The organism is Photobacterium makurazakiensis (assembly GCF_050336715.1).
GTDB lineage: Bacteria > Pseudomonadota > Gammaproteobacteria > Enterobacterales > Vibrionaceae > Photobacterium > Photobacterium makurazakiensis.
In genome coordinates, this window is sequence record NZ_JAKJSJ010000051.1 from 14,134 (window position 1) to 39,808 (window position 25,675).

The 25,675-nt window shown below is 44.1% G+C and carries 22 protein-coding genes; 10 read left to right on the top strand and 12 right to left on the bottom strand.

Annotated elements, in window-relative coordinates:
• Positions 1-69: 69 nt before the first annotated feature.
• The 4 genes from L4D09_RS20790 to L4D09_RS20805 form a co-directional block, all read right to left on the bottom strand.
• Entirely contained in the window at positions 70-1,341 is a 1,272-nt protein-coding gene (locus tag L4D09_RS20790; RefSeq protein ID WP_428459447.1) for a sigma-54-dependent transcriptional regulator, read from the bottom strand.
• Positions 1,328-3,706, bottom strand: coding sequence for an ATP-binding protein (locus tag L4D09_RS20795; RefSeq protein ID WP_428459448.1), 2,379 nt, complete (start codon positions 3,704-3,706; stop codon positions 1,328-1,330). Before L4D09_RS20795 ends, L4D09_RS20790 begins: the two co-directional genes overlap by 14 nt.
• Positions 3,703-4,968 carry an extracellular solute-binding protein gene (locus L4D09_RS20800; protein ID WP_428459449.1) on the bottom strand — a complete coding sequence of 422 codons (1,266 nt, stop codon included), beginning with the start codon at positions 4,966-4,968 and terminating at the stop codon, positions 3,703-3,705. The genes L4D09_RS20795 and L4D09_RS20800 overlap by 4 nt, the downstream gene beginning before the upstream one ends.
• Positions 4,969-5,202: 234 nt before the next feature.
• The gene (locus L4D09_RS20805; protein WP_428459450.1) at positions 5,203-5,703 is read right to left on the bottom strand and encodes a YfbU family protein; all 501 of its coding nucleotides are present in this window, start codon (positions 5,701-5,703) and stop codon (positions 5,203-5,205) included.
• A 272-nt stretch (positions 5,704-5,975) separates the two neighbouring features.
• On the opposite strand from L4D09_RS20805, the gene L4D09_RS20810 reads away from it, so the two are divergent.
• Positions 5,976-6,620, top strand: a complete 645-nt coding sequence (locus L4D09_RS20810; RefSeq protein WP_428459451.1) for an energy-coupling factor ABC transporter permease — start codon at positions 5,976-5,978, stop codon at positions 6,618-6,620.
• 395 nt (positions 6,621-7,015) lie between these two features.
• Positions 7,016-8,269, top strand: a complete 1,254-nt coding sequence (locus L4D09_RS20815) for a NupC/NupG family nucleoside CNT transporter (protein ID WP_428459452.1) — start codon at positions 7,016-7,018, stop codon at positions 8,267-8,269.
• A 67-nt stretch (positions 8,270-8,336) separates the two neighbouring features.
• Here L4D09_RS20815 and L4D09_RS20820 read toward each other — a convergent pair whose 3' ends face one another.
• The 8 genes from L4D09_RS20820 to L4D09_RS20855 form a co-directional block, all read right to left on the bottom strand.
• The gene (locus L4D09_RS20820) at positions 8,337-10,091 is read right to left on the bottom strand and encodes a formate--tetrahydrofolate ligase (RefSeq protein ID WP_428459453.1); all 1,755 of its coding nucleotides are present in this window, start codon (positions 10,089-10,091) and stop codon (positions 8,337-8,339) included.
• Positions 10,092-10,430: 339 nt separating this feature from the next.
• The gene (gene flhA / locus L4D09_RS20825) at positions 10,431-12,524 is read right to left on the bottom strand and encodes a flagellar biosynthesis protein FlhA (protein ID WP_428459454.1); all 2,094 of its coding nucleotides are present in this window, start codon (positions 12,522-12,524) and stop codon (positions 10,431-10,433) included.
• A 72-nt stretch (positions 12,525-12,596) separates the two neighbouring features.
• Positions 12,597-13,730 carry a flagellar biosynthesis protein FlhB gene (gene flhB, locus L4D09_RS20830; RefSeq protein ID WP_428459455.1) on the bottom strand — a complete coding sequence of 378 codons (1,134 nt, stop codon included), beginning with the start codon at positions 13,728-13,730 and terminating at the stop codon, positions 12,597-12,599.
• Position 13,731: 1 nt separating this feature from the next.
• On the bottom strand, positions 13,732-14,523 hold the full coding sequence (fliR, locus tag L4D09_RS20835) for a flagellar biosynthetic protein FliR (protein WP_428459456.1): 792 nt from the start codon (positions 14,521-14,523) through the stop codon (positions 13,732-13,734).
• Positions 14,510-14,779, bottom strand: a complete 270-nt coding sequence (gene fliQ, locus L4D09_RS20840) for a flagellar biosynthesis protein FliQ (protein ID WP_428459457.1) — start codon at positions 14,777-14,779, stop codon at positions 14,510-14,512. Before fliQ ends, fliR begins: the two co-directional genes overlap by 14 nt.
• Positions 14,779-15,552: a flagellar type III secretion system pore protein FliP gene (gene fliP, locus L4D09_RS20845; protein ID WP_428459458.1), complete on the bottom strand. Its 774-nt coding sequence runs from the start codon at positions 15,550-15,552 to the stop codon at positions 14,779-14,781. The genes fliQ and fliP overlap by 1 nt, the downstream gene beginning before the upstream one ends.
• Positions 15,536-15,919, bottom strand: coding sequence for a flagellar motor switch protein FliN (gene fliN, locus L4D09_RS20850; protein ID WP_428459459.1), 384 nt, complete (start codon positions 15,917-15,919; stop codon positions 15,536-15,538). The genes fliP and fliN overlap by 17 nt, the downstream gene beginning before the upstream one ends.
• A gap of 3 nt (positions 15,920-15,922) precedes the next feature.
• Positions 15,923-16,924 (bottom strand): FliM/FliN family flagellar motor switch protein, encoded by a 1,002-nt coding sequence (locus L4D09_RS20855; protein WP_428459460.1) that lies wholly within the window; start codon positions 16,922-16,924, stop codon positions 15,923-15,925.
• Positions 16,925-17,513: 589 nt separating this feature from the next.
• Here L4D09_RS20855 and L4D09_RS20860 point away from each other — a divergent pair.
• Genes L4D09_RS20860 through fliJ form a run of 8 tightly spaced genes read left to right on the top strand, consistent with a single transcriptional unit; the run spans position 17,514 to position 25,594 of the window.
• Positions 17,514-18,380 carry a MotY family protein gene (locus L4D09_RS20860; RefSeq protein ID WP_428459461.1) on the top strand — a complete coding sequence of 289 codons (867 nt, stop codon included), beginning with the start codon at positions 17,514-17,516 and terminating at the stop codon, positions 18,378-18,380.
• Complete coding sequence (locus tag L4D09_RS20865; protein WP_428459462.1) at positions 18,377-19,732, top strand: sigma-54-dependent transcriptional regulator; 1,356 nt, start codon at positions 18,377-18,379, stop codon at positions 19,730-19,732. Before L4D09_RS20860 ends, L4D09_RS20865 begins: the two co-directional genes overlap by 4 nt.
• Before the next feature lie 11 nt (positions 19,733-19,743).
• On the top strand, positions 19,744-20,076 hold the full coding sequence (fliE, locus tag L4D09_RS20870) for a flagellar hook-basal body complex protein FliE (RefSeq protein ID WP_428459463.1): 333 nt from the start codon (positions 19,744-19,746) through the stop codon (positions 20,074-20,076).
• A 10-nt stretch (positions 20,077-20,086) separates the two neighbouring features.
• Positions 20,087-21,844 (top strand): flagellar basal-body MS-ring/collar protein FliF, encoded by a 1,758-nt coding sequence (gene fliF / locus L4D09_RS20875; protein WP_428459464.1) that lies wholly within the window; start codon positions 20,087-20,089, stop codon positions 21,842-21,844.
• Positions 21,834-22,865, top strand: a complete 1,032-nt coding sequence (locus L4D09_RS20880) for a FliG C-terminal domain-containing protein (RefSeq protein ID WP_428459465.1) — start codon at positions 21,834-21,836, stop codon at positions 22,863-22,865. The genes fliF and L4D09_RS20880 overlap by 11 nt, the downstream gene beginning before the upstream one ends.
• A gap of 2 nt (positions 22,866-22,867) precedes the next feature.
• The gene (fliH, locus tag L4D09_RS20885; protein ID WP_428459466.1) at positions 22,868-23,827 is read left to right on the top strand and encodes a flagellar assembly protein FliH; all 960 of its coding nucleotides are present in this window, start codon (positions 22,868-22,870) and stop codon (positions 23,825-23,827) included.
• A complete protein-coding gene (fliI, locus tag L4D09_RS20890) occupies positions 23,824-25,164 on the top strand; it encodes a flagellar protein export ATPase FliI (RefSeq protein ID WP_428459467.1) in 1,341 nt (446 codons plus the stop codon). The genes fliH and fliI overlap by 4 nt, the downstream gene beginning before the upstream one ends.
• Positions 25,157-25,594: a flagellar export protein FliJ gene (gene fliJ / locus L4D09_RS20895; protein WP_428459468.1), complete on the top strand. Its 438-nt coding sequence runs from the start codon at positions 25,157-25,159 to the stop codon at positions 25,592-25,594. The genes fliI and fliJ overlap by 8 nt, the downstream gene beginning before the upstream one ends.
• Positions 25,595-25,675: the final 81 nt, after the last annotated feature.

A 25,675-nucleotide genomic window follows, 5' to 3' on the forward strand; every position in this document is an offset into this window, starting at 1 on the left:
TTTGTTATCGAAAAGCCAGCACCTTGTGCTGGCTTTTGGGTGGGATTATAACGTTAATCAGTGTTGGTATTATCCACCCACTTTATATTCAGCTTTATCAAGGTTGTGCTTTTTCATCCGTAGATAAAGCTTTTTACGTGGTATTTGCAGGTAATTAGACACGTCATTAATACGGCCTGCAAATAAATACAGCGCATCTTCGATGACTTGTTTTTCATAACTATCCACTAAGTCATCGAGGGGGCTACTCATTTGATCCAGTGGTTTGGTGCGGTCTTGTCCGGCTAATTTCACAATACCAATGGCATAGAGCTCCGCAACGTTTTTGAGCTCTAATACATTACCACTCCATTCATGGCGATTGAGTGTATTGATATAAGCCTTGTCGATGCTTGGTACGGTTTTATTGAGTTTCTGACAACTCTGCTTTAAAAAGTACTTAAACAAAGGGGTGATATCGCAAGTACGTTGTTTCAATGTAGGCAGGTGGAATCGCACTTGGCTTAAAAAGTAAAATAGCTCTGGTAATAAGTTGTCTTGTTCGACTAATGATTCTGGGTTAATACCTGTAATAGCGAGCACACGAACTTCTTTTTTGTTCTGGCGCTCTTGCTCCAGTAAGAATCGGCATAGCCATTGTTGAGTTTCTACTGGCATTAAGTGCAGGTTGTTTAAACTGATACTGCCACCCCGTGCCGAGATCATCGCTCGCTGCAAATCAGCGGTACAGGTTATGTTTTGACCTTGTGTTGTTACAAAAGGACCTTGGCTGGTGGTGCTGCTTTGATGAAGTAGCTTTGCGACAGTGTGGCGGCCTGTTCCGTTTTCACCTTCGATGAGTACATCTTTAGAGGTTAGCGCTATCTGGGTGACTTTATCCCTTATTTTGATGGTTAGCGGGCTATCACCTAATAATACTTCACTTGCAGATTGGGTTAGGGTTGTACGCTGATCAATCTTTTGCTTGCGTACCGGAAGATGCTTTTCCAGTAACGAAAGCAGTTCTGCAGGTTGCAGTGGCTTTTGTAAGAAATCTAGCGCACCACGACGAACGGCATCGACTGCCATTGGGATATCACCGTGACCTGTGATCATGATAACAGGTAACTCAGCATCCAATGTTTTAATGTGTTCAAGTAAATCCATACCGCTTAAACCAGGCATATACATGTCTGTTACGACGACACCGGGCCAGTCTTTATGCAATAACGAGGTGACTTGCGTCGGGTCGGTAAGGGATTTTACTTTATAACCCGATATTTCAAGTAACTGCTGGTATGAGTCAAGGACGTCTTGGTCATCATCGATGAGCAACACCTCAATATCATTATTCATTATCATATTCTTTTAACTCCAACACGACCATTGCCCCCCCTTGAAGGGTTGAAGCAAGATAAATCTCACCATTAAAGCGGTTCATAATTGAACGGCAGATACTGAGTCCAAGGCCTAGACCGACTTCTTTGGTGGTGGTAAATGGGACAAATAGCTTTTCTATAATTTCAGTGGCAAATCCATTGCCACTGTCGCATACAGCAAGGCGGCAACCGCCATGACTGTCTAGGGATTCGATACTAATCTGTCGCTGTTTGCAGCCAGCGACGGCATCACAGCTGTTCACTAACAGGTTAACGAGCACTTGTTCGAGTTGCACTTGATCGGCAAGGCAATGTAACGGCTGACTTAATTGATTTGAAATGGTGGTTTGCTGCATCTTTGCTCGGCTTTCAACAATCATCATTGATTGCTGAAGTGAGTCGGCAATATCAACTTTTTTCAACGTATTACCTGCCGTTTGTTTTTTCGAGAAACTTTTCAGGCTGGCGATGATCCTTGCCATTCGTGAGGCTAAATTATCTATTTTGCCAATGCTGATAGGGAGTTGATCTAAGCGTTGCTTTTCCAGTGCCATTCGAGCGGTAAAAACATGGGTTGAAATAGCAGAGAGTGGCTGGTTAAGCTCGTGAGCCAGTGACGTCATTGTTTGTCCAACCACCACCATTTTAGCGGCTTGAATTAATTCATCTTGGGTTGCACGTAAATCCGCTTCAACGCGTTTACGGTCTTCAACTTCTGCTTTCAGTTGCCGGTTACGGTTGGTGAGTGAATAGGTCTTTTCTCGCACCATTTTCTCTAACCAACGAGCGGCATTTTCTTGCTCAGTGATATCCGTCATCGTGATGATCACCTTGTCTTTTTTTCCTTGTTGGAATAAGCGAAAATCAAGCCTGAGATATAAACAATCTTGCTGTTTGCCAACGCTATGCTCTTGGTGTTGCTTGATGGTGAGGTTACATCCGCGTTTAGTGAACAGTGGGCTAGAGGTCGAAAAAAGAGATGTTAGCCGTTGGTGTATCGTTGGGCTAAACAGCTCCCATAACGCGCGATTTACGGGGGCTGAGTTATGTTGAAATAGCGCCTGAGCACTCGGGTTAACCGATTCAATAATGCCATTTAAGTCACAGGTTATTATGCTCGCTTGTGTATTGTTGATGAGGTTTAGGGCATTGCTCTGCTGCATTTCTTGCATTTGACGGCAGAAGTGACGCAGGTTGTCACCCAGTAAACCTATTTCATCATCGCCGGTTACCTGAATTGTGGCATTGTGTTGGTTGTTCGCGACGGCATATAAGTCTTGCGAGAGCATATTTAGTCGTTTAACAATGCCCTTACCAACCAGGTAAATTGAAAGCATGACCGAGAGGAAGAGTGTCACTATCACCATACCAAAAAGAATGAAATTACTGATGGTGATTGCTTGGCGAGTTTTTTCATTTAGGGCATGAAGTGAAGCATCTTCTTGTTCAACCATGGCTTGAATCAGCGCTTCTTGGTAATTGAGCCGTGTTTGTATTTTTTCTTGATATTGGCTAATCGCACGAAATAAATCATTATCGATTATCAGCTGTTCTTCTAGAAAACCTCCCGGCTCAACAATTGTGATCAACTCCTGCAGCAACTGCCGGTAAGACGTGGTTGATGGATAATGGCTAAGATTTTGGCTCATTTTGCTGACTTCTTCGGTTTTGTAGCCGATGAAGTAAAAAGCATTAGCAATATCTCTCTCTTGTCTTTGGAGAATAATTTCCTGCACCAATTGATGAAGTTCATTTTCTTTAACGGTAATTGACTGGATCAATGAAAACTCAGTCATGACATCATTAATAGTGCTTGAAACTATGGCATTAGGCAGCATACGCGTGAGTTGCCACTCAACTTCTTGACGTATAGGCGTAAGCTCGTCAATTAAATCTTGGTGAAGCCATTTAATATTATTTTCGGTTTGCGCCAATACATTGAGGTGAGTATTTCGCTGGTAAAGTAAGTGGGCATATTCTTGAATATCAGTTAATAGCGTTTCATGTTCGCTTTTTATGGCGGGATGAAAGGTCAGGTTGTTTGCTTGGTTAATGGCGAGGCTGATTTGCGCCAATTTTTCATTAATATTTTGCTTGAGATCAGCGTGCATGATCGGATCAGTATTATTACTCAATAAATTGAGTGCAGCTTGTAACCCTGCGGTGTTGCGTTCAAGTTGATAACTTGCACGTAGGGTTGGAATATTCTTCTCAACTAACCCTTGGATACGGTCGTCGAGGCTCTCCCAATTTATAATCGCAATTAGGCTAACACTAACGGTTAACAGTGCCATCAAAGCAATAGAACCAATAAGCCGGTTGCCAATGGTATTGCGTTTTAATATCACGATCTTTTACCTGCTTCATCGATAATGTTCTCACAAATAGCAATGGCTTGTTCGAGTTGATCTGTCATCATCCTTTGCCACTGTCGAGCTAACTGCGTTGTTTCTATATGGCGAGGTGACATTGAAATTGATTGCAGCAATGTATTTGATTTTGACTGAAATTCAGTGATTGGTGGCGTAGATGCCAGCTTAACCGCGAGGTTAAACATACGTTGTTGTTCCGGGGGTAAATGAGGTAACTTTTTAACTTCATGGATTAATTGCCACGCTTGGTTCAGCCGGATCAATTGACGGTTTATCGTTTGTTCAAAAAGTATTTTTATCAACTTTGCTCGTTGCTGCATGAGTACATGATTAATTGATACAACGTCATACGGCTGTGCCATTTCTTGGTTCAGAGCGTATTTATTCATCGAGCTAACAGAGAGTGTTTCTTGTACTTCATCAGATAAGAGGTATTTAACGAATGCTAAGGTATGTATCGCTTGGTTGATGTTTGGCAGGGCGGCAATATAACTCGGTAGCAATGGGCTCGAGGGCTGATATTGAAAGCCAATGAACGGGAATTGTTGCTGGCTTTCATAAGCAAAGCTATCAACCACAGGGCCAATACCGGCTAACCCTCGGGCAATAACGTCACTAACGCCATCGCTTCGAGCTGAAACGGATGCGAGGTTTCCACCAATTTTAAGCAGTAACTCCCAACCCTCTTTCCATCCATGCTGTTGGAGAATACTTTCAACCATAATATGGGTTGTACCTGAGCGGGAAGGGCTGCTCATGACTAAATGTCTAAAATATTGCGGGTGCGCGAGTTCTTCCCAAGAGCTTGGCAATTGAAGCTGATGCTTGGCGAGGTAGTCTTTATTCCACATTATCCCGTAGCCAGAATAGCCAAATACCGCGACATTATTGAGGGTGTGGGGCAGTAATCGCTGCTGCTGAACTGCAGAATCATAGTTTAGTGCTTTAAGTGGCAAAATGCGGTTTTGCTGACTTAGGGGGAGAAAAAGCGATAAAGAGGATGAAATAACAATATCAATATCGTGCTGGCTATCTTCTAGTAGACGTAAGCCCGATGTTTCACGGCGATGCAATATTGTAAAACGCACTTCAGGGTAGTGTTGTTGAAATTGGTCAAGTGTTGGCTGAAGTGATTCTTTGGTGAAAGTCGTCAGAATGATCAATTGGTTGGTTGATGCGGCAAAGCCCGGAGTCAAGATTAATAGTGCCGCAAAGCAAAATTGTATAATTCGCATCATAGGTAGAATCATTCATTATTATCAGGATTCTTATTATGAGGGGCGTCGACATGGAAAAAAATAGCCGCCCTTTAATTTATTAGGCGCTTAGCGATTTTATGAACGGGCTAGTAAGATTTGAGGTGCTTTTAACCCATTTTTGAGGCTAATATTGTTTGGCGTCACACTTTTTATTTATGGAATAAAAAACGGAGCGTAAACCCGCTCCGTTTTGTGCTCTAAAACAAATAAAACTTACGCGTTTTGAATTTGCTGAATTTCAGTTGCACATAAGTGGTACTGGCGAGGGCAGCCACGCCATGCTTGTAGCATACGTTGGTACTTATCTAGCATCGGTATTTGGCTGTTGAAGTGGTGATCAGCTTTATCGAACTGCGGATATAGCCCCTCTTCTTCTGCTAGGAAGCGCACGTAATGTACCAGTTGAGATTCTGTCGCTATATCAAAGCCTAAAAATTGCAGACGACGTTGATCAACCTGCTGTTGATTTTCATCAGTAAGCATTTTGAACGACTCTTGTAAGGCATGGTACATTTCCATGAAGTCGATAACATTGCGGCAAGCTTGCTCTGGTAGATCACCAAAATCTTTATCAAGCTCACGCATTTGAAGCCCGTAACCACGTTCGACAATTGTTTGTAGTCGACGGTACTTTGCTTCGTTTTCTGGGTTCATCTGAGACATCAGATAGTACTGGTTAGATAGAATTAAGCGTTGTGCGTTAGTCATGTCCATGATGATAGGCCTTAATAATTATTGATCTGCCACTGAGATTATCAGGTTAATGCTAAAAAAAATTGATCTGGTTACGTCTTGATAACTTTTTTTTGTTAAAAATAATTAATTGTATAAAGACTGTCCAGAGCCGCTATCATATTTGATATTTAACAAATATAGCGCTTAATTATTACATGGCTTAGCGTCTTTTGTTGTGATCATCTAATTGTTTGCAGCACGTAAAGGTAGTGGTAGATGTAAGAGGTTAACTCACAAGGAATAAAACAATCATGACAGGGTGGCAAGTTGCTGGATATGTTGGTTGGTTCGGGTTGATGATCGCGACTTTTCCCCGTGAATTTTGGCCAAAACTCCAGCAAGATAAAACCTATCAGCACTGGGTGATGGCATCGGTGGTAGCGCTGTTCTTTTTGTGGAGTTTACGAGCCGGATTAGTTACAGGCTTGCAAGTGCATTTTTTGCTACTCACCGTATTAACGTTATGCCATGGCTGGAAGATTGCGTGTTTAGTTGGCGCGATACCAGTATTACTGCAAATCATATTTGGGTTACTTCCGATAGCTAATGGTGGGCTGTATGGCTTAACGGGGGTTATGCTACCCGTCTTATTCAGCTATGGTGTTTTTCTACTTATTTACCGCTTTTGTGCCCGCCACTTATTTATTTATATTTTCCTCGCTGCCTTCATTAATTCAGCGCTGACGATGGCAGTGCATATGTTGCTAACAAGTGGCTGGATATGGGGAGCAGGAGAATATTCATGGACGTACATTGTTGAAAATTATTTAGTGCTAATGCCATTGCTCTTGTTTCCTGAGGGGTTATTGAATGGTATGGCTATCACGTTGCTGGTGGTATATCGCCCTGAGTGGGTCAGGACATTTCATGACAGTGACTATATTGATGGCAAATAATGTCAAGAAAGAGGTTTAGAGGTTAGATTTGATAGGAAACCAAGCGATTTGATGCTTATGCCAACAATCAGTTGCGTGAGCCTTGCAGTTTTGCAGTAATCTTTTTACTCTTTGCGCGATTTATTACACGACGTGGTCGTGTCCACTCGCATATTGCGCGAGAATCCCCGTTTCTTTCATTCATACGAACAAACGATGCCAGGAGGCACGGATTCAAAGCAGAGGGAAACCGAGTGCATTTGGTGCTAGTTAGTTTAGGAACGATGTGACTGAATTGTCTAGCAGAGGTGTACCGAGGTAGAGCCCAAAGCACTTTGGATCTGGTTGTTTTAACTTTCCTGAACATGCCATTTCTAGGTGTGGATTGGTCTGCCTATTGTTTTTATGAGTTTTACATGCAAATTCTTTCCGGTTTGATCGGCATTATTGTGCTGATTGCTTTAGCGTATTTATTTTCTGAACAACGTAGCCGTATTAACTGGCGCACTGTATTAGGTGCTCTGGCTATTCAGGTGAGCTTTGCTGCGATTGTGCTTTACAGTACATTTGGTCGTGAAGCGCTATCTGAATTTTCGGGTGGCGTTCAGCAAGTTATCAACTACAGCAACCATGGTATAGGCTTTTTATTTGGCGGTTTAGTCTCAGATAAAATGTTTGAAATATTTGGTGGCGGCGGCTTTATCATGGCATTACGTGTACTGCCTGTGGTTGTCTTCTTTTCAGCATTGGTTTCTGTGCTTTACTATTTGGGTATCATGCAGTTGCTGGTCAACACGCTTGGTCGGGCGTTATCTAAGGCATTGGGTACGAGTCGTCCGGAATCTATTTCGGCAACGGCCAATATATTCTTAGGGATCTCTGAAGCCCCGTTAACAATTCGTCCTTATCTCGCCAATATGACTCGCTCTGAATTGTTTGCGGTTATGGTCGGCGGTATGGCATCGGTTGCAGGTTCTGTGCTAGTCGGTTATGCCCAAATGGGAATCCCGTTGGAATATTTGCTGGCAGCCTCTTTCATGGCGGCGCCCGCAGGTTTGATGATGGCAAAATTGATGATCCCTGAAATAAAGACGGTTGTCGATGAGGCTGAAGAGCCTGTTAGTGAGCAGGATAAGCCGGCAAATGTCATTGATGCCGCGGCACAAGGTGCAATGCAGGGAATGCAGTTAGCATTGAGTATCGGTGCGATGCTACTGGCCTTTGTCGGATTGATTGCATTGCTAAACGGCATGCTCGGTGGCGTTGGCGGTTGGTTTGGAATGCCTTTTCTGAGCCTAGATATGATTTTTGGTTACCTGTTTTTACCTTTTGCTTATATCGCAGGTATTTGGGACTTTGAGTCTGCGCAGCAGATGGCTGTTATTTTTGGTACTAAAACCACCATCAATGAGTTTGTGGCGTTTTCTCAGTTGGCACCAATGATTGAAAGTGGTGTATTGGAGCCGCGAGTTGAGGCGATTATTGCATTTGCCTTATGCGGATTTGCTAACTTTGGATCCATTGCTGTGTTACTTGGTGGCATTGGTCTTATGGCGCCAAGTCGTTATAACGAAATTGCACAATTAGGGATGAAATCACTGATAGCAGCAACGTTAGCCAACCTGTTAAATGCAACAGTTGCCGGATTGTTTATCAGCTTATCGTTATAACGGTTGTTGATAACAACCATAAAAAAACGCCAGCGTGATGCTGGCGTTTGTACGATGAAATATAAGATTAGCTTAAACCTGTAATATTCCCATCTTCATCAATGTCTAGCGCGAGGTAAGCCGGCTTTTCCGGTAGACCCGGCATGGTCATAACATTGCCGCATAGCGCATAGACAAAACCAGCACCAGCGCAGAGCTTCAGTTCACGAACCGGTACAACAAAATCGGTTGGTGCGCCTTTTTGGCTAGGATCTGGGGTGATAGACAAGGGGGTTTTTGCCATGCAAATGGCTAAATTATCATGCCCGTGTGCTTTTAACTCGGCCAGCTGCTGCTTGGCTAGATCAGATAGTTCAACCCCGCGACCACCGTAACCCACTTCAGCGATGGTCATTAGTTTCTCTTCCAACGTTTGTTCCAAGCGGTACAACGGCCTGAAGTTCGCAGGTTGTTCACAGGCTTTAATGACCGCATCTGCAAGTAAAGTAGCGCCTTCTCCACCTTTACCAAATGCTTCACTGATTGCGACGTCAACATGCACATTGAATGTGGTGTTTTCAATCATCGCTTTTAGTTGGTTAAGCTCCGCATCGGTATCTTGTGGGAATCGGTTAATTGCCACAACCACAGGTACGCCGTATTTAGCTGCATTGTTAATGTGCCATTGAAGGTTATCAAAACCAGCAATCAATGCTTTTTCATCGGGTGAAAAGATGGCATCTGGTAGCCCTTGGCCTGGACGAAGGTCATACAAACCAGAGTTCGCTTTTAACCCACGTAATGTGGCAACTACCACCGCACAATCTGCACCACGGCCAGCTTGTTGAGCTTTGATGTTACAGGCTTTTTCAAAGCCCATGTCTGAGCCGAAGCCACCTTCGGTAATGGTGAACTCACTCAGCTTAAGCGCGATACGGTCTGCAATGATTGAAGAGTTACCATGTGCGATATTGGCAAATGGACCGGCGTGGATCAGTGTTGGTACACCTTCCAGTGTTTGCATTAAGGTTGGCTCAATGGCTTCACACATGGTTACGGCCATCGCCCCAGCAACTTGTAGGTCTTCTGCTGTTATTGGCTGACCATCAAGGTTATACGCGAGAACAACACGGCCAATACGCTGACGCATATCAGCCAAATCTTTTGATAGCGCTAGAATAGCCATTAGCTCTGAAGCTGCAGAGATATCAAAGCCATCATTACGGGCGATGCCATTAATTGTTTTGCCAGCTTCGTTATTGCCCACGGTGATCATACGCAGTGCGCGATCGTTATGGTCCATTACGCGCTTCCACACGATACGATTAATATTAATACGTAAGGCTGGCATACCCGTTTTTTCAGCAAAAGTGTCGTAACCGTGACGCTCTTCATGGTAAAGGCGTGCATCAATGGCCGCTGCTGCCAAGTTGTGCGCAGCCGTTACGGCATGAATGTCGCCCGTCAGGTGCAGGTTTAGCTTTTCCATTGGCGCTACTTGGCTAAAACCACCACCTGCTGCACCGCCTTTGACACCAAAAACCGGTCCCATAGAAGGCTGGCGAATACACGCCATGGTTTTTTTATTACGTTTGGCTAGGCCTTGAGCAAGACCGATAGTTGTGACGGTTTTACCTTCACCAAGCGGAGTCGGTGTTATTGCTGTTACGACAACAAGTTTCCCTTCTTTATGATCTGAAAGGCGTTTAAGCACTGAAGGTTTAACTTTTGCTTTCAGGGTGCCTTGTGGCGTCAGATCTTCTGAGAGAAGACCTGCCTGTTGGGCGATGGTATCAATTGGGGTGAGTGTGGTCTCACGGCAAATTTCAATATCACTTTTCATGGGCGCCATAACCTCGCTTAGGTAACTACAGATATATTGCGCAGAAGGGTTTTACAGGTTGCGCAAACGTTTGCGTTGGGTTTATACCATAATTTTATCATGGGTAAAGGGGTAAATGCCGATATATATATCACTTGTTTTAGTATTCTTTACAGGAATGTTACTAGTAGAATGTGGTGTAACTTAAGCTCGTTGATTTATAAGGAAACTTTTCGTGTTGCTGCAATGTAGCCAGAAATGAGGGCATGAGAAAATGGAAATGTGTTTGATGTTTTTTTGACCGTTAATGTGGCGGTTCGCTCGACTGAATATCTGGTTTCAGTCGAGCAATAGGGAAGCTTATCCAAGGTGTCCTAAAACATTAATATTACGATCTTCGGGTATTTCATTGTAAGACAGCACAACAAGGCCTTTCGCAAATGTACGGGCATAGCGTGCGAGCAATGGCCGTAATTGAGGCGTAACGAGCAAAATGGGTTTGAAACCATTTTGCTTTAACTGCTCTTTGACTGCCGGCATGTTTTGCTGAAGTTGAGCGAGCAACGTCGGTTCTACGGGGAAACTATCTAAGGTCGTTTGCCCACTTTGCTGCGCTTTGGTTAATGACGTTAAAAGCATTTTTTCAAGGCTATCGTTCAAGGTATAGATATTAAAATCTTTTCCTGAACCCAGTAAATTGTTAGTCAAAACCCGTTTAATACCACAGCGAACATCGGAGGCAATTAAAATAGGATCTTTTGTCACTTCACTGCTTTCGACCATTATTGAACTGATCGTTGCGATATCTTTAATGGGCACCTGATCGACTAACAGTTGACGATATACACGCATTTGTTGCTGATGGTTTAGCTGGCTGGTTAAGGCTTCAACAAGTTTAGGCGCCGTGTCGCCAAGCCGTTCCATGAGACGCTCAACATCATCATGACAGAAGAGTTCAGCCAAATGCTCTTTGATGATTTTACTTAAATGCGTCGCGATGACGGTTGCACCATCAACCACAGAATAGCCCTGATTAAGAGCCTGGGTTTTATTGTTAGGTTCAATCCATACTGCATCAAGGTTATACGCTGGGTCTTTGCCTAATACACCATCGAGTTGTCCATAGACTTCACCCACTGCGAGTGCCATTAATCGTTCAGGATCAATGTCACCTTGTGCAATGACCTCACCATGGAGCAATAACGAGTACTGTGTTGGTTTTAATTTTAAGTTATCTCGAATCGCGATTTCTGGTACTAAAAAACCCACTTGTTCAGTTATGGTTTTTCGAACCCCTCGAATACGTTGCGCTAACGGCTCACCTTGATTTTTATCAACAAGATTGACGAGTCGGTATCCTAGTTCAAGGGCGAGTAGGTTAACTGCGGGGACATCCTGCCAGCTTAAAGTTGGGGTATTATCTTGGGCAATGGCTTCTGCAACGGCTTCTGCTTGTTCGAGTGGCTCTACGTTTGCATTTTTGGGTCTTTGTTTCCAAGCCGAATAGGCGAGTACCGCTGAAAAAATAAAGAAGGCGAGATGCGGCATACCCGGCACTAAGCCGATGATCAGCATGATTGCCGAGGCAGTAAATAACGTCGTTGGCGAGGCCAACATTTGGCGGTGAACATCAACCGAGATATCACCACTATCGTTAACTCGGGTAACAATAATCGCTGCTGCCGTTGCCAACAGTAATGATGGAATTTGCGCGACTAAGCCATCACCAATCGTGAGTAGGGCGAAGCGTTGGAAAGCTTCGCTGGCGGCGAGGTCATGCTGAACCATACCAATGGTTATACCGCCAAGGATATTGATGACGAGGATCATCAAGCCAGCAATGGCATCACCACGGACAAATTTCGATGCACCATCCATTGAACCATAAAAATCGGCCTCTCTGGCGACTTCGTCACGACGTGTTCGTGCTTGGTTTTGGTCAATGAGTCCGGCATTTAAATCGGCATCAATGGCCATTTGTTTACCGGGTAAGGCATCAAGTGTAAAACGCGCAGAGACTTCAGATATACGTTCGCCACCTTTGGTGATCACCACAAAGTTAATGATCATCAAAATGACAAAGACGACGATACCAACGAAATAGTTACCCCCGACAACCACATCACCAAAGGCTTGGATAACCTTACCTGCTGAGTCACCACCAAGGTGACCATTAAGCAGTACCACACGGGTTGAAGCAACATTCAGCGTTAGGCGCATTAATGTTGCAATCAATAATATCGTTGGGAAAACGGTGAAATCTAATGGCCGTTTACTGGACACTGCCACCAATAACACAATGACAGCTAAGACGATATTAAAGATGAATAGGGCATCAAGCAGCCACGGTGGCAAGGGTAGGATCACCATTGCCAATATCGCAAGCAACATGATTGGGATACCCAAATAGCTGGTGGTTAGGTTGGGAAACAATTGTCGCAGCTTCGCTTTCATAAGATCTCTAGCTCAATATTGACGTTAATCGTCGTTGTTATAGGTATTGTTGTTATAGTTTGTGGCGAGTGTTTAATCGTGTCTTAGGTGTTTGGGTATGACCAAGCTCGGCAATGGCTGAGGCTTATCTTTATTCCCTGTTTTATAAGCTTTTAGCTGCATGACGTAGGTTAATACATGAGCTACAGCTACGAATAACGGGCCAGGTATCTCTTGATCTATACGGGTATTGAAATAAATAGCACGAGTGAGCGGTGGAAGATTCATCACCTCAATATCATGTTTTTTGGCAATGTTTTTGATCCGTAACGCCATTTCATCTTCGCCTTTTGCAACCACGAAAGGCGCGCCAGAGCGACTAAGATCATATTTAAGCGCGACAGCATAATGAGTGGGGTTGGTGAGAATGACATCGGCGGCTGGCACCGCATTATCGATACGACGCCGAGACATTTGCTGTTGCAGTTGACGTATACGCTGCTTAACTTCAGGTCGCCCTTCGCTGTTTTTATGTTCATCTTTGACTTCTTGCTTCGTCATCTTCAGTTCTTTAGTGTGATTCCAAAGCTGATAGGGCATATCGATGAAACCAATCAATAAAACAACAACGCCAAAATAGATAAGCGCTTTGATGATATGGCCGAGCGTGATCCCAACGCCTTGCTCAAACGGCGCACGCTGTGCGGCCAGTAGCGAGCCAAGGTTATTATTCAAAAGGATATAGAGAACAGTGGAAATCAACGTTATTTTTAGAATTGATTTCACCAATTCAACCAATGATTTAATCGAGAAAAGGCGCTTCAGACCGGCAAGAGGACTAATTTTATTTAGCTTTGGCTGAATCGGCTTTAGTGACATAACCCAGCCGCCCGGGATCATTGAGGCTAATATGGTGACAAGTATTAATACCATGGCCATTGGCACAAAAAGGCCTGCAAGTAAGCGAACACTTTCAGCCAGCTTTCTTGTCATGATATCGGGTTCTTTCAGCTCGGCGGCACTCAACTCATAGTTCATCGTGAACAGTTGTTCAGCTCGCTGACCAAGGAAGTCGCCATAAGCCCAAAGAAAGACGGCAATAGTAATAAAAAGCACCCCGACCACAAACTCTTTCGAGCGAGCCACTTGGCCTTCCCGTTGTGCTTTTCGGAGTTTTTGAGGACTGGGCTTTTCACTTTTGTCTTGGCTACTTTGTTGCTGGGACATGCTAAATGCCTCCTATTAGGCGCATTTCAGCCAGAATTTGATGGCAAAGTTCAGCGTAAATCCCCGGTAACCCTGAAGATGAAAGGAGCACAGCACACAAGCCAAGCATCATCGACATCGGAAAGCCTAATGCAAATACGTTAAGTGATGGTGCGGCACGGTTCATCACACCAAACGTCAGGTTAACCGTTAGCATTGCAGCGATAGTGGGTAGTGCGATAGTCACTGCGGCGGTCATCATCCAGCCGAATAAATTGATGAGTCGTTCAAATGATGCTTCATTCAGCCCTCCCCCAATCGGGAAGTGGTTGAAGCTTTGTACTACAATGTCGATAGCAATGAGGTGGCCATCTAATGCTAAGAACAGTAGCGTGGTAAACATTAAAAAATAGTTACCGATCAATGCAACGGTCACACCATTGGCTGGGTCATTCATCATCGCCATACCAAGACCCATCTGCATTGACATAATTTGTCCCACCATCGCCATGGCAGCAAAAAGAAATTGTAAGCACATGCCCAGTAAGGCACCAATGGCAAGTTGTTCGCCTGCCAAAACTAAGGCGCGAACAGAAATTGGGTCAACTGCTGGCATCGGTGGCAATAAAGGGGCGCAAACAACCGTAATCGACAACGCGAGCAGTATACGAGTACGGTTATTAATATGGGCATTGCCAATAAATGGCATGGTCATGAAGGCTGCCGACACGCGGAAAAATGGCCACCACAGCTGGCCGGCTAATGCGGTTATCTCGGCAAATGACAGGCTGACAAGGCTGTTAGCTAACGACATTGGCGATGATATGAAATAGCGAATTGAAGAAGTCACTGATATTACGCAATAACCATGGACCCGCAAAAATGAGCATTAGCAGCGTTGTAAGAAGACGCGGTAAGAAGCTCATTGTTTGTTCGTTAATTTGGGTTGTCGCCTGAAAAATAGCAACTAATAAACCGACTAACAGACTTGGTGCAATAAGAATGACCACCATTGAAATGATCATATAAATGGCATCAGCATAGAGGTTAGCTGTGGCATCAATCCCCATCACAATCCCCCAAAACTGGCAGTTAAACTACCGACTGTCATTGTCCAGCCATCGACCATTACAAACACCATGAGTTTGAAAGGTAATGAGATGATTAACGGCGATAGCATCATCATACCCATTGCCATCAATACGCTGGCAACAACAATATCAATGATTAAAAAGGGGATAAAAAGCATGAAACCAATCTGAAATGCGGTTTTTAACTCACTTAGCACAAAGGCTGGCATGAGTACCGCAAAGCTGATGTCTTCAGGAGCGAGATCGAGCGGATCGCCCGCAATACGTAACATTTGCTCTAATGAATTTTCATAGGTTTGAGTGAGCATGAATGAACGAACTGGTTTTTCAGCAATAGACACAGCCTGCTGTAATGTAATGCTGCCTGAATCATAAGGAACAAACGCATCGGTGTAGATTGGGTCCCATACCGGTTTCATTAACAGCATTGTTAAGCTTAACGCAATGCCAACTAAGATCCGGTTTGGCGGACTTTGTTGCAGGCCAAGCGCTTGCCTTAAAATCGCAAGTACGACAATAATTCGGGTAAAGCTCGTCATCATCAATAGCATTGATGGCAAAAAGCTTAATGCTGTCATCAGCAGCAAGATCTGGACTTTGACGGAATATTCTTGATTACTGTCACCGTCAATGACTGACATGAACGCAATTCCCTGATCAGCAACTGCTTGGCTTGAAAAACCAGTCAGTAGAATGATCAGAGAAAGAAGCTTAACCCATGTAGGCAGGGTAATTTTATGCGGTAACGTCATGTAGCGCATCTTCAGCAATGTCAGTAAGGCGAAGGCCATATTTGTCATTCACGACAACGACTTCTGCATGTCCTAATAGGCGGCCATTTACTTTTACATCTAGTGGCTCGCCGTTAAGTTTGTCTAACTCAATAACGGAGTTTGGCCCGACGGTCATTAATTCACCGAGTGCGATATCTGTGCTTGCCACCTCGAGTGTCACAGTGACAGGAATTTGGCGGAAAAAGCCAAGATCACGCGGTGCTTGTTTTTCTTCCAAGGTATTACTCATCGTTTCAGAGGCCGCTGGGGTCTCAAAAATATCGGCAATGTCAGAATCGAAATTCAGGTCGCCATCAAGTGAGTGGAGGATATTTTCTTCGTTCATGGATTAATTCCGTTCTTGTGGAGTAATGGTATCGACGACTTGTAGAACAAGGTGGCCATTTCGTTCGACGACATGTGCTTGATACAGGGCTTGAGTTCCTGCATGTACATCGACAACTTCTTGAATGTCGGTGGAAATAATGTCACCAGCTTTCAGTTTCATGACTTGATCTAGGGCGAGTGTTTGACGGCTAAGTACGGCGTTTAAACGGATCGGAACTTGTTTTAGTTGTACTTCTCTTCGTGAGTTCAGCTGCGAAGGTGTTGGTGCCTTAATGACATCTTTAGCGGTAAGCTGAAGTAATAGCTCATCATCCAGTTGTAGGTGTATTTCACCATAGGCGTCTTCAATTTGGACGGAAAAAATAGCGCTGAGAACCCCATTTTTAAATCCACTGTGCTCGGGTGAAACCTGCCATTCATGGCTAAGTTGGTTAAGCAATGTCGCTGCAATACGCGCTTGAACACGTTTTTCACTGGCGTTCATTGGTTGGGCATTTAAATCACTGTTAGCACTATCGATAGGGCGATGAGAATTGCTTTGAGTATTATCATCTAGCATATGAGCAATAGTTGCACTGAGTGATGCATCTTCTTCATTGTTCGATAAATCAGGTGCTTTCTCTAAATCATTTTTTAAATGGGAAAAACAAGGTGTTCCGCCATAAAAAGCTTCAGCAATAAGGTGTGTTAATGGCTGTGAGATATTAACAAGACATTGGCCACTAAATTGTGAATGATTAAAGCAAATAGGTTCTCTATTTTGATTGTCGTGGTATGTAACTTCTAGTCCATAGCTTAATAAAGTCACAGTACAGTCAGTCCGGCGGGTCATATTGTTTATTGCTTTCTCAAGCACTTTCTCAGACTGATAGAAATAGGGTGATAATGACTGCTGTGCAGCATTTAATGGTCTTCCTAATGAACGAATATCGATAGGAAATACATTTGTTGAACCATGTATATTCCTCGGTTTTATTTTGTTTTTTTTATTGCTTGATTTCATTGATTATCCCGAAGATATAAACGTTAAATTGCCAGTCAAATAAGGAGTGTTTATTTGCTTGTATTTTTTATCGTGCTTATTTCTAACAGTATTAAATAAATAATTCAAATGCTTAAAATATTGTGTCAATAAAGGGTAAATTAAATTTATTAAATGAAAATTTGGATATTTAGTGAATCAAGATCACAAAAACATTCATAATGTGAATGAGTGTAAAAAATAGCTTGTCTCGAAAGTGTGCGTTGCTGCATGCTTTTTCAGCCATTTTGTTTTATTTTATGGTGTTTTATGTTGCTTGTTGTAGTGTTTTGTTTGTTATTTGTTGCTTTTTCATATTTGTAACCAAATATGAATCTGTGATCTTTAGCCAACCAAAATAAAAGGAGTAAATTACTGTCTAGTAAATCAATCAAATGCTGCCTAATATCCACGCGTAATGTCTTGTTTTRTTGATATATATAAACATAGAGGTGTTTTGTTGCATATTTAATATGCACGTAAATTAATATACACCCACGCAAGCATTCTTATTCTTATCTCTATTGAGATGGGAATTATTAAACTTAATCGGTTAGGCAAATAGTTTTATATGAGAGCAAATAAATCAAAAAAAATGCTTTCTTTGTTAATTTTTTTATCAACAAGTGTGAATGCTAAGTCAATACAAGCACCGTTAGATAAAATTGATTGGCAATTCTCAGGAGATCGCTTTTCTTGTAAATTAACAAAGAGCTTAAAGTTTGATGGCAGTGTTACATTTTTAGCACAATCTGTTGAACCTTATTCAGTTCTGTTTTCTAGTAGTCAGCGGCCTTATTTTATTGATGAGGCTAAGCTTGATATTAATACTTCACCATGGGATGAAAAATCAGGAAGTAAATATTTGCTATCTGGTTCAGCTCGTGGGAGTGATAGGCTGACTTTTACAGGGACAGCAGAACTTCATTACTTACTTAATAAAATGGAAAAAGGCGCATGGAGCCAGATATCGGTTAGCTATAACCAACACCAAGAAAAAAAGGTGTGGGATATACCTGCTGTCAGTTTTTCTACTTCTTACCAACAATTTAAGTCTTGTGTGGCGGCGTTACTACCTATTGATTACGCACATGCAAAAGACAATACATTTTTCTTTTCAAGTAGTGAAAGCAGCCTCAGTGGCGATCAGCAACTATTGCTGACTCATATCGCTGAATATATTCGTTACGATCACACTATCAAGAGCGTACTGATAGATGGTCATACCGATGTGACTGGTTCATCACTGGATAACCTTGGGCTTTCTCGTCAACGAGCACAATCTATTGCCGACGAGCTAGTGGCTATGGGCGTGAGTCAAAGTCAAATACAACTGCGTGCTCATGGGCAACGTTACCCATTGGTATCTGGTAGCTCGATTCAGGCGAATCAACAGAATCGTCGAGTCCAGTTGCGGATAGTTAAGGAGGGAGTATGACCTCTGGTAATGTCATTTTTGCCCATAGCTGTCTTATACAAGCTGCAGGTGCAATCAAAATATTGAGTGCTGAGGGCTATCAGGTTCGTAACTCATCAAGTGCGTCTGATGCGTTGGCAAAGTTGCGAGAAACACCGAATAGCTTGTTGTTTGTTGCAGACTCCCTGACAGATATGAACATGCTGTCGACAATCAAAGCAGTTAAACAGCATATGCCTGCGGCAACTGTGGTTGCTATTGTTGATTATCAGCAAAGCCAACTTGCTAGTGATGCAATGCAAGCGGGGGCCGATGATTACTTGTTACAGCCTTACCAGCCTGAGCAAATCACAGCCTTGGTGAAACGTAATCAGATTGTACAGTCTCCTCTGCGGGATGTTGTTGCAACCAGTCGTCGCAGCTTACAAGTACTGCAAATGGCGCACCGTACAGCCCAAACAGATGCAACGGTATTGATTACGGGGGAATCTGGCACGGGTAAAGAGGTTCTGGCACGTTATGTTCACGAACACTCTCCCCGCAGTGAAGGCCCATTTATTGCGATTAATTGTGCCGCAATTCCTGAAGCGATGTTAGAAGCCGTGCTTTTTGGTCACGTTAAAGGGGCGTTTACTGGGGCGACACAAAGCCAAGCCGGTAAATTTGAAGAGGCCAATGGCGGTACCTTATTGTTGGATGAAATTGGTGAAATTCCTCCTGCACTACAGGCAAAACTATTACGGGTATTGCAAGAGCGTCAGGTTGAACGCCTTGGTAGTCATCGGTCAATCTCGCTAGATGTCAGGATTATTGCGGCAACAAATGTTGATTTGCAGCAGGCTGTTTTGGAGCGTCGTTTCCGTCAAGATTTATATTATCGTTTAGATGTTTTGCCATTGCAGTGGCCACCATTGCGTGAGCGCAAAGAAGATATATTGCCTTTATCTGAGCACTTTATTCGTAAATATAATGCTGGGTGTACTGAGTCTTGTGGGTTATCTGAAGAGGCGCAATCAGTGCTCTCTCGATATAACTGGCCGGGCAATATCCGTGAATTAGAGAATACGATTCAGCGTGCTTTGGTGATGCGTCATGGCTATTGGATCACAGCTCAAGATTTGATGCTGAGCAATGTTGTTGAAGAAGCCAAAACATTCATTGCGGAAGATGCAAAGTACGCATTAAAACAAAGCCGTAAAGATGCTGAGCATCAATTTATTCTCGACACTCTCGCTCGTCATAATGGAAAACGAAACCATACTGCTGAAGCGTTGGGTATGTCGACGCGTGCGTTGCGTTACAAAATAGCCGCCATGCGAGAGCAGGGGATCAACATTGATTCATACATTCACCAAGCAGGTACAGCGGCTTAAGGAATAATGCCATGTCTAATCAAGCTTCAGTGATGCAACAGCAGATGTTGCAACGAATGACAGTAATGCGTGAGCACGCCCAATCGGGTACACAAATCGCCGTTAATTCATCGCACCCCAAGCAAGGGACTTTTCATACCGCTATGACTCAGGCTGTTCGCCGTATTGATAATCAGCAGCAACAGGCCGCTCGAATTACGGCGGATGTTGATGCCGGACGATCTGATGATTTGGTGGGCGCTATGGTCGCGATCCAAAAAGCCAGTATTTCCTTCTCAGCACTGACTCAGGTACGGAATAAAGTTCTAGCTGCCTATGACGATGTGTTAAAGATGCCTCTGTAGTGAGAATAAAATGAGTACAACCATAGCCGAAAATCCAGCCACGGCATCATCAAGCAAGTGGCTTGAGTTTAAAGAAAAAATCCAACAGCTGTTGGACGGTAAAAATAAGAACATCGCAATAATAACGGCGCTAGCAATGTTGGTGTCATTATTTATTGTGGTAATGATGTGGACGCAAACAAGCCCGTATCAACCGCTGTACGGTACACAAGAACGTTACGATAACAGTGAAATTCTTACGGTGCTTGAGCAAGAAAAAATACAGTTTCAGGTCGACAATCAATCAGGCCAAATCTTGGTACCTGGAAACCGGTTAGCGGATGCGAGAATTGTATTGGCCGCGAGAGGCGTAAAAGCCAAGCTACCTGAGGGGCTCGAAATTCTTGATCGCAGCTCAGGCCTAGGTACGAGTCAGTTTATTGAAAATGCACGCTATCGCCAAGGACTTGAGGGAGAGTTAGCACGCACTATTTTAGCAATCAGATCGGTGAATCATGCACGTGTTCATTTGGCTATCCCAAACCGAACCTTGTTTGTTGGGATCAATGAAGAGAAACCGTCAGCTGCCGTAATGCTTGAACTTGAACCGGGCATGCAGCTAGACCAATCGCAAGTTGAAGCCATTGTTAATTTAGTCAGTGGCAGCATCACGGGAATGGCGGTCGATGCAATTTCCGTTGTTGATCAGTACGGCAATTTGCTCAGTGCTGATTTGGCTATGGGTAGCCAATCTCAGATGAACGTCCGCTTCCATGAACAGCAGCAACGCGTCGAACGAGATATGGTCCGTCGTGCTGCGGATATGCTTGCACCATTGGTTGGGATGGGGAACTTTCGGGTTCAGGTCGCTGCAACGCTGAATTTTGACCAAATTGAAGAGACACATGAGTCGGTCGACAGTGATCCGGTGTTACGTACCGAGTTTACCAAGCAAGACAATACACAAGGTCAATTGGCTTTAGGTATTCCTGGCGCATTGAGCAACCAGCCCGCAGGTGATGATAACGCACCGAATAATGAGTCGCGCAATGAACGGGCTGAATTGAGTCGTCAGTACGATGTTGGTCGTAAAGTACGCCACACTCTTCATGCCCAAGGTGGAATAGAGTTGTTATCAGTATCAGTGTTGCTTAATGACGATTTAATTGAGCAGGGTTGGCAGCAAGAACAGTTGGAGCAGATAGCTCAAATGGTTAAAGATTCAGTGGGATATGTAGCAGAGCGAGGCGACCAATTTAGCCTTCATGCGTTTAATTTTGCTCGTGCAGTTGAAACAACCGCGGTAGAAACACCGTGGTGGCATGATCAGCAATTATTAAGTTTGATTAAATATGGTGCTTATACCTTGCTAGGTTTAGCGTTCATTATTTTTGTATTGCGTCCGTTAGTGAAAGCCCTTCAGCGACCAAGTGCTGTGACTCCTGCATTGGCGGCAGCCACTACAGCTGTTTCTTCACCAAGCAAGTCGATAGCAAATGAGCAGGCAGCGACTGAGTCTGTGAATACGACGGCTGCGATGGCAAATTTTGATAATGAGCAGGACTTAGCTGACGCTTTACTGGATTCGATAGCCCAAGGGCAACCGGTAACCTCTGAGGCGAGCGCTTCTACAGAAACAACGAATACGGCAGCGTTTGATTTATCAACGTTACCACCACCAGGCTCAGAGCTTGAAGTGCAGGTTCAGCACTTGCAAAATTTGACAGCAGTCGAGCCAGAACGTGTTGCCGAAGTAATTAAGAAATGGGTGAATAGCAATGAGTCTTAATAATTTTAGTCACTTGGCCGACGGTGATGTGTTACTTGATCCACTAGAGCAGACGGCAATATTGCTGCTAAGCATGGGGGAAGAATCGGCTTCTCAAGTCATGCGACATATGTCGCGAGATGAATTGCTTAAAGTGAGTCATGCAATGGCCAAGCAACCTGCTATTCGCAGCATAGAAGCTCGCTTTGTCTTGCAGGGGTTCTTCGATGAATTTCGTGCGCAGTCGGGTATTAGTGGTGCTTCTCGTCCATTTTTGCAGCGGACATTGGACAAAGCGCTAGGCGGACGCCTTGCTCGTAATCTGCTCGATACAATCTATGGTGATGAAATCCGCACTACTATGCAGCGATTACAATGGATTGAACCAAAGCAGTTAGCGCATTTCTTGATTAATGAGCACGTGCAAATGCAAGCAGTATTCATTGCATTCTTGCCACCCGATATTGCTTCTCAAGTCTTAGGTGAACTAGAGCCTGAGCTACAAAAAGACGTATTACGCCGTATTGCAGTGCTGACTGAAGTTAGCCGTGATGTCGCGCTAGAGCTCCAAGAGTTGGTTGAGCGTTGTATTGAGTTCTTAGCCGAAAATTCAGGGGCAGTGGTTGAAGGTGAAAAACAAGTGGCTGACATAATCAACCGCTTTACCGGTGATCAGCTAAGTTTGATGACTGCACTGGAAGAGCATGACAATGGGTTGGCAGAGCGTCTTAAAAACAAGATGTACGAATTTTCTATTCTTACTCGCCAATCGGAAGCTGTACGCCTTCGTATTTTGGAAGAAATACCGACAGATCTCTTGGCAATGGCGCTGAAAGGTGCTGATCCGGTAATGCGTAAATCTTTATTGTCTATTTTGCCACGCCGAATGCAGCAATCAATGGAAAGTGATATCGCCCAATTGGGTAAAGTGTCATTGCGACAGGTGCAGGAAGCGCGGTTAGAAATTATGGACTACGTGCGTGACTTGAATGATACCAAAGTGATTAGCTTGCAGCTTTATCAAGAAACGACGGTGGAGTAGACATGTTTAGACGTAATAAAATTATGCGCTTGCAGTCGCATCAGTTTCGTAGTCATCGCTTTCCACCGTTGGTTGACCCTAGCATGATGTCTGAGCCTACAGCAGCATCACGCTCGGTAGAAGCGAACGATCTTAATGATGAATTTGGTATGGGTAGCTTTGGTTTTGACGAGAGCGGCCTCGATGATCATGGTCTTGATGATCTTGGTATGGATGAGTTTGATCTGGGTTTTGATGATATTGCTGCCGATGAACAAGGTTCGAGCAAACTAGAGCAAGAGCCTCAAGATTCAGTGAGTAATGAAGAGTTTCAGGTTCAATTTAATCAAGGCTTTCAGCAAGGGATGTCTCGAGGCCATGATGAAGGTGTGCAGCAGGGGATTTTGCAAGGTCAACAACAGGGATTTGAGCAAGGTGTTAAAGATGGCCATGAACAAGGCTTGATGCAAGGCTTTCAAGAAGGTAAAGAACATTTCGTTAAAGCTGCATCACCGTTTGATCAAATGCATAAAAAAATGGCCATGCTATTTGCTGAACATGAGCGCCGTCAGCGTGAGCAAGTTTGCGAGCTGGTACAGAAGGTTGCTCAACAAGTTATTCGGGGTGAACTTGCTTTGCAGCCACAGCAAATTTTAACCTTGATTGATGAAACACTAGAAAGCCTGCCGGGGGAACCTGATGGGCTCAAAGTGCGAATGGCAAGGGAAGAGTTTGCTCATATCGAGAAAGTGGCTAGCGATAAAATCCAAGAGTGGAACATTGTTTGCGACGACACCTTACGTCAAGGCGAATGTCGGGTTGCGACAAAGACAGCTGAAGCAGATGCGGGGTGCGAACAGCGACTTGATACATGTATAGCGGCGGTTAAAAGCCACTTGTTGGATGAGCAAATAGTGATTGAAACTGATGACCAAGCTGAGCCTGAAGTCTTAAATGATGAGGTTGTTAGGCAGGCGTCATGAGTAAGATTATTGACTATCGCTTAGAGCAGGCACTGGCTTCGTTAGAAGCAGTGCCTGTTGCCAAGGTCACTGGCCGTTTGGTGAAAGTAACGGGGTTAATGCTGGAAGCTGTTGGCTGTCGATTACTGACAGGGCAGCGGTGTTTAGTGGAAACCGGGAATGGCAGCAAAGTTGAGGCGCAGACGGTTGGTTTTAACCGTGATGTGGCTTACCTAATGCCCGTTAACAATGTCTCTGGTTTATTTTCTGGTGCCAAAGTATGGCCGCTTGAAGGTGAAAGTAGAATTCGAATTGGCCCACAATGGTTGGGGCGGGTGCTAAATGGTTTGGGTGATCCCCTTGATCGTTTAGGTCCAGTTCTTGGCCAAGATGATATTTGCCTTCATGGTGAAAATATTAACCCGATGCTGCGACGACCTATTGCTGGTGCGCTTGATGTAGGTATACGAGCTATCAATAGCTTGTTGACGCTGGGTAAAGGGCAGCGTATTGGCCTATTTGCAGGCAGTGGTGTCGGTAAAAGTGTCTTACTCGGGATGATCACCCGCCAAACAAGTGCGGATGTTGTCGTGGTAGGGTTGATTGGTGAGCGGGGCCGTGAAGTGAAGGAATTCATTGAGCACTCTTTAGGTGCTGAAGGCTTAGCAAGAGCCGTTGTTATTGCAGCGCCAGCAGATGAGTCACCATTAATGCGTTTACGCGCCTCGCAACTCTGTCACCGTGTGGCTGAATATTATCGCGATCAAGGTAAAGACGTATTGTTATTGATGGATTCGCTTACGCGTTTTGCGATGGCGCAGCGAGAAATTGCCTTAGCGCTTGGCGAACCACCAGCAACCAAAGGCTACCCACCTTCAGTCTTTAGTATGATGCCTCAATTGGTCGAGCGAGCAGGCAACAGTGCTTCAGAGCAAGGCAGTATGAGCGCTATCTATACCGTACTGACGGAAGGTGATGATCAACAAGACCCTATCGCCGATAGTGCCAGAGCTATTCTTGATGGCCACGTTGTGCTAGATCGTCAATTGGCAGAGGCAGGTCATTACCCTGCGATTGATATCTCTCAATCAATCTCGCGCACTATGCCGCAAGTTGTCAGTAAAGAGCAGCTAAAACAAGCAATGTCATTTAAGCGGTTATACAGCCGCTATCAAGATGTTCGCGAACTTATCCCGTTGGGGGGGTATCAGCCAGGTAATGATCCTGAGATGGATCACGCAGTACAGGCAAACCCGAAATTAGTGGCTTTTCTCCAGCAAGAAATGGATGAACAAGCCGATTGGGATACTGTGGAAGGGCAAATGTCACAACTCATGAAGGAGCTGAATATTGACTAAACACGCGCACGCACTCGGTAGGTTTTGTCGAATTAAGCAAAATGAATTAGATGATCTTGGGCAACGATATCAGCAAAAACAACAAGACTGCGTCAATCATCAACGACGGCTTGAGCAGTTAGATGAGCTTTATGATACTTGCCAAGTCGTGGCGGGAGAAAACGGGTTGGCATGGAAAAACCGTTTTACGCTTAGGGATCATCTTCAACATTTATCAACACTTCAATCTCAAACCTTGGCATTGTCCCAAGCAGAGCAAGCTGCACTGCAACGACACGTAACTCAGCAGCATGTCAAAGTGAAAAGCTTGGAGAATGTCATCGATAAGCGATATCAACGAGAGGCTCAAGCAATGGCGAAAAGCGAGCAAAAGTTGATGGATGAAATGGCAACTCAACGTTTTATTCGAGCTTCGATGTTAATGAGCTAACAAAAAGCCACAGGTGACATACCTGTGGCTTTTTTATTGATTGAATGCGATGGCCGATTAATAGGAAGGGGAGGGAAATAC

Coding starts and splice junctions, on each gene's coding strand:
- L4D09_RS20790 (WP_428459447.1), bottom strand. CDS start 1,341: ATGATAATGAATAATGATATTGAGGTGTTGCTCATCGATGATGACCAA.
- L4D09_RS20800 (WP_428459449.1), bottom strand. CDS start 4,968: ATGATGCGAATTATACAATTTTGCTTTGCGGCACTATTAATCTTGACT.
- L4D09_RS20805 (WP_428459450.1), bottom strand. CDS start 5,703: ATGGACATGACTAACGCACAACGCTTAATTCTATCTAACCAGTACTAT.
- L4D09_RS20810 (WP_428459451.1), top strand. CDS start 5,976: ATGACAGGGTGGCAAGTTGCTGGATATGTTGGTTGGTTCGGGTTGATG.
- L4D09_RS20815 (WP_428459452.1), top strand. CDS start 7,016: ATGCAAATTCTTTCCGGTTTGATCGGCATTATTGTGCTGATTGCTTTA.
- L4D09_RS20820 (WP_428459453.1), bottom strand. CDS start 10,091: ATGAAAAGTGATATTGAAATTTGCCGTGAGACCACACTCACCCCAATT.
- flhA (WP_428459454.1), bottom strand. CDS start 12,524: ATGAAAGCGAAGCTGCGACAATTGTTTCCCAACCTAACCACCAGCTAT.
- flhB (WP_428459455.1), bottom strand. CDS start 13,730: ATGTCCCAGCAACAAAGTAGCCAAGACAAAAGTGAAAAGCCCAGTCCT.
- fliR (WP_428459456.1), bottom strand. CDS start 14,523: ATGTCGTTAGCTAACAGCCTTGTCAGCCTGTCATTTGCCGAGATAACC.
- fliQ (WP_428459457.1), bottom strand. CDS start 14,779: ATGGGGATTGATGCCACAGCTAACCTCTATGCTGATGCCATTTATATG.
- fliP (WP_428459458.1), bottom strand. CDS start 15,552: ATGACGTTACCGCATAAAATTACCCTGCCTACATGGGTTAAGCTTCTT.
- fliN (WP_428459459.1), bottom strand. CDS start 15,919: ATGAACGAAGAAAATATCCTCCACTCACTTGATGGCGACCTGAATTTC.
- L4D09_RS20855 (WP_428459460.1), bottom strand. CDS start 16,924: ATGAAATCAAGCAATAAAAAAAACAAAATAAAACCGAGGAATATACAT.
- L4D09_RS20860 (WP_428459461.1), top strand. CDS start 17,514: ATGAGAGCAAATAAATCAAAAAAAATGCTTTCTTTGTTAATTTTTTTA.
- L4D09_RS20865 (WP_428459462.1), top strand. CDS start 18,377: ATGACCTCTGGTAATGTCATTTTTGCCCATAGCTGTCTTATACAAGCT.
- fliE (WP_428459463.1), top strand. CDS start 19,744: ATGTCTAATCAAGCTTCAGTGATGCAACAGCAGATGTTGCAACGAATG.
- fliF (WP_428459464.1), top strand. CDS start 20,087: ATGAGTACAACCATAGCCGAAAATCCAGCCACGGCATCATCAAGCAAG.
- L4D09_RS20880 (WP_428459465.1), top strand. CDS start 21,834: ATGAGTCTTAATAATTTTAGTCACTTGGCCGACGGTGATGTGTTACTT.
- fliH (WP_428459466.1), top strand. CDS start 22,868: ATGTTTAGACGTAATAAAATTATGCGCTTGCAGTCGCATCAGTTTCGT.
- fliI (WP_428459467.1), top strand. CDS start 23,824: ATGAGTAAGATTATTGACTATCGCTTAGAGCAGGCACTGGCTTCGTTA.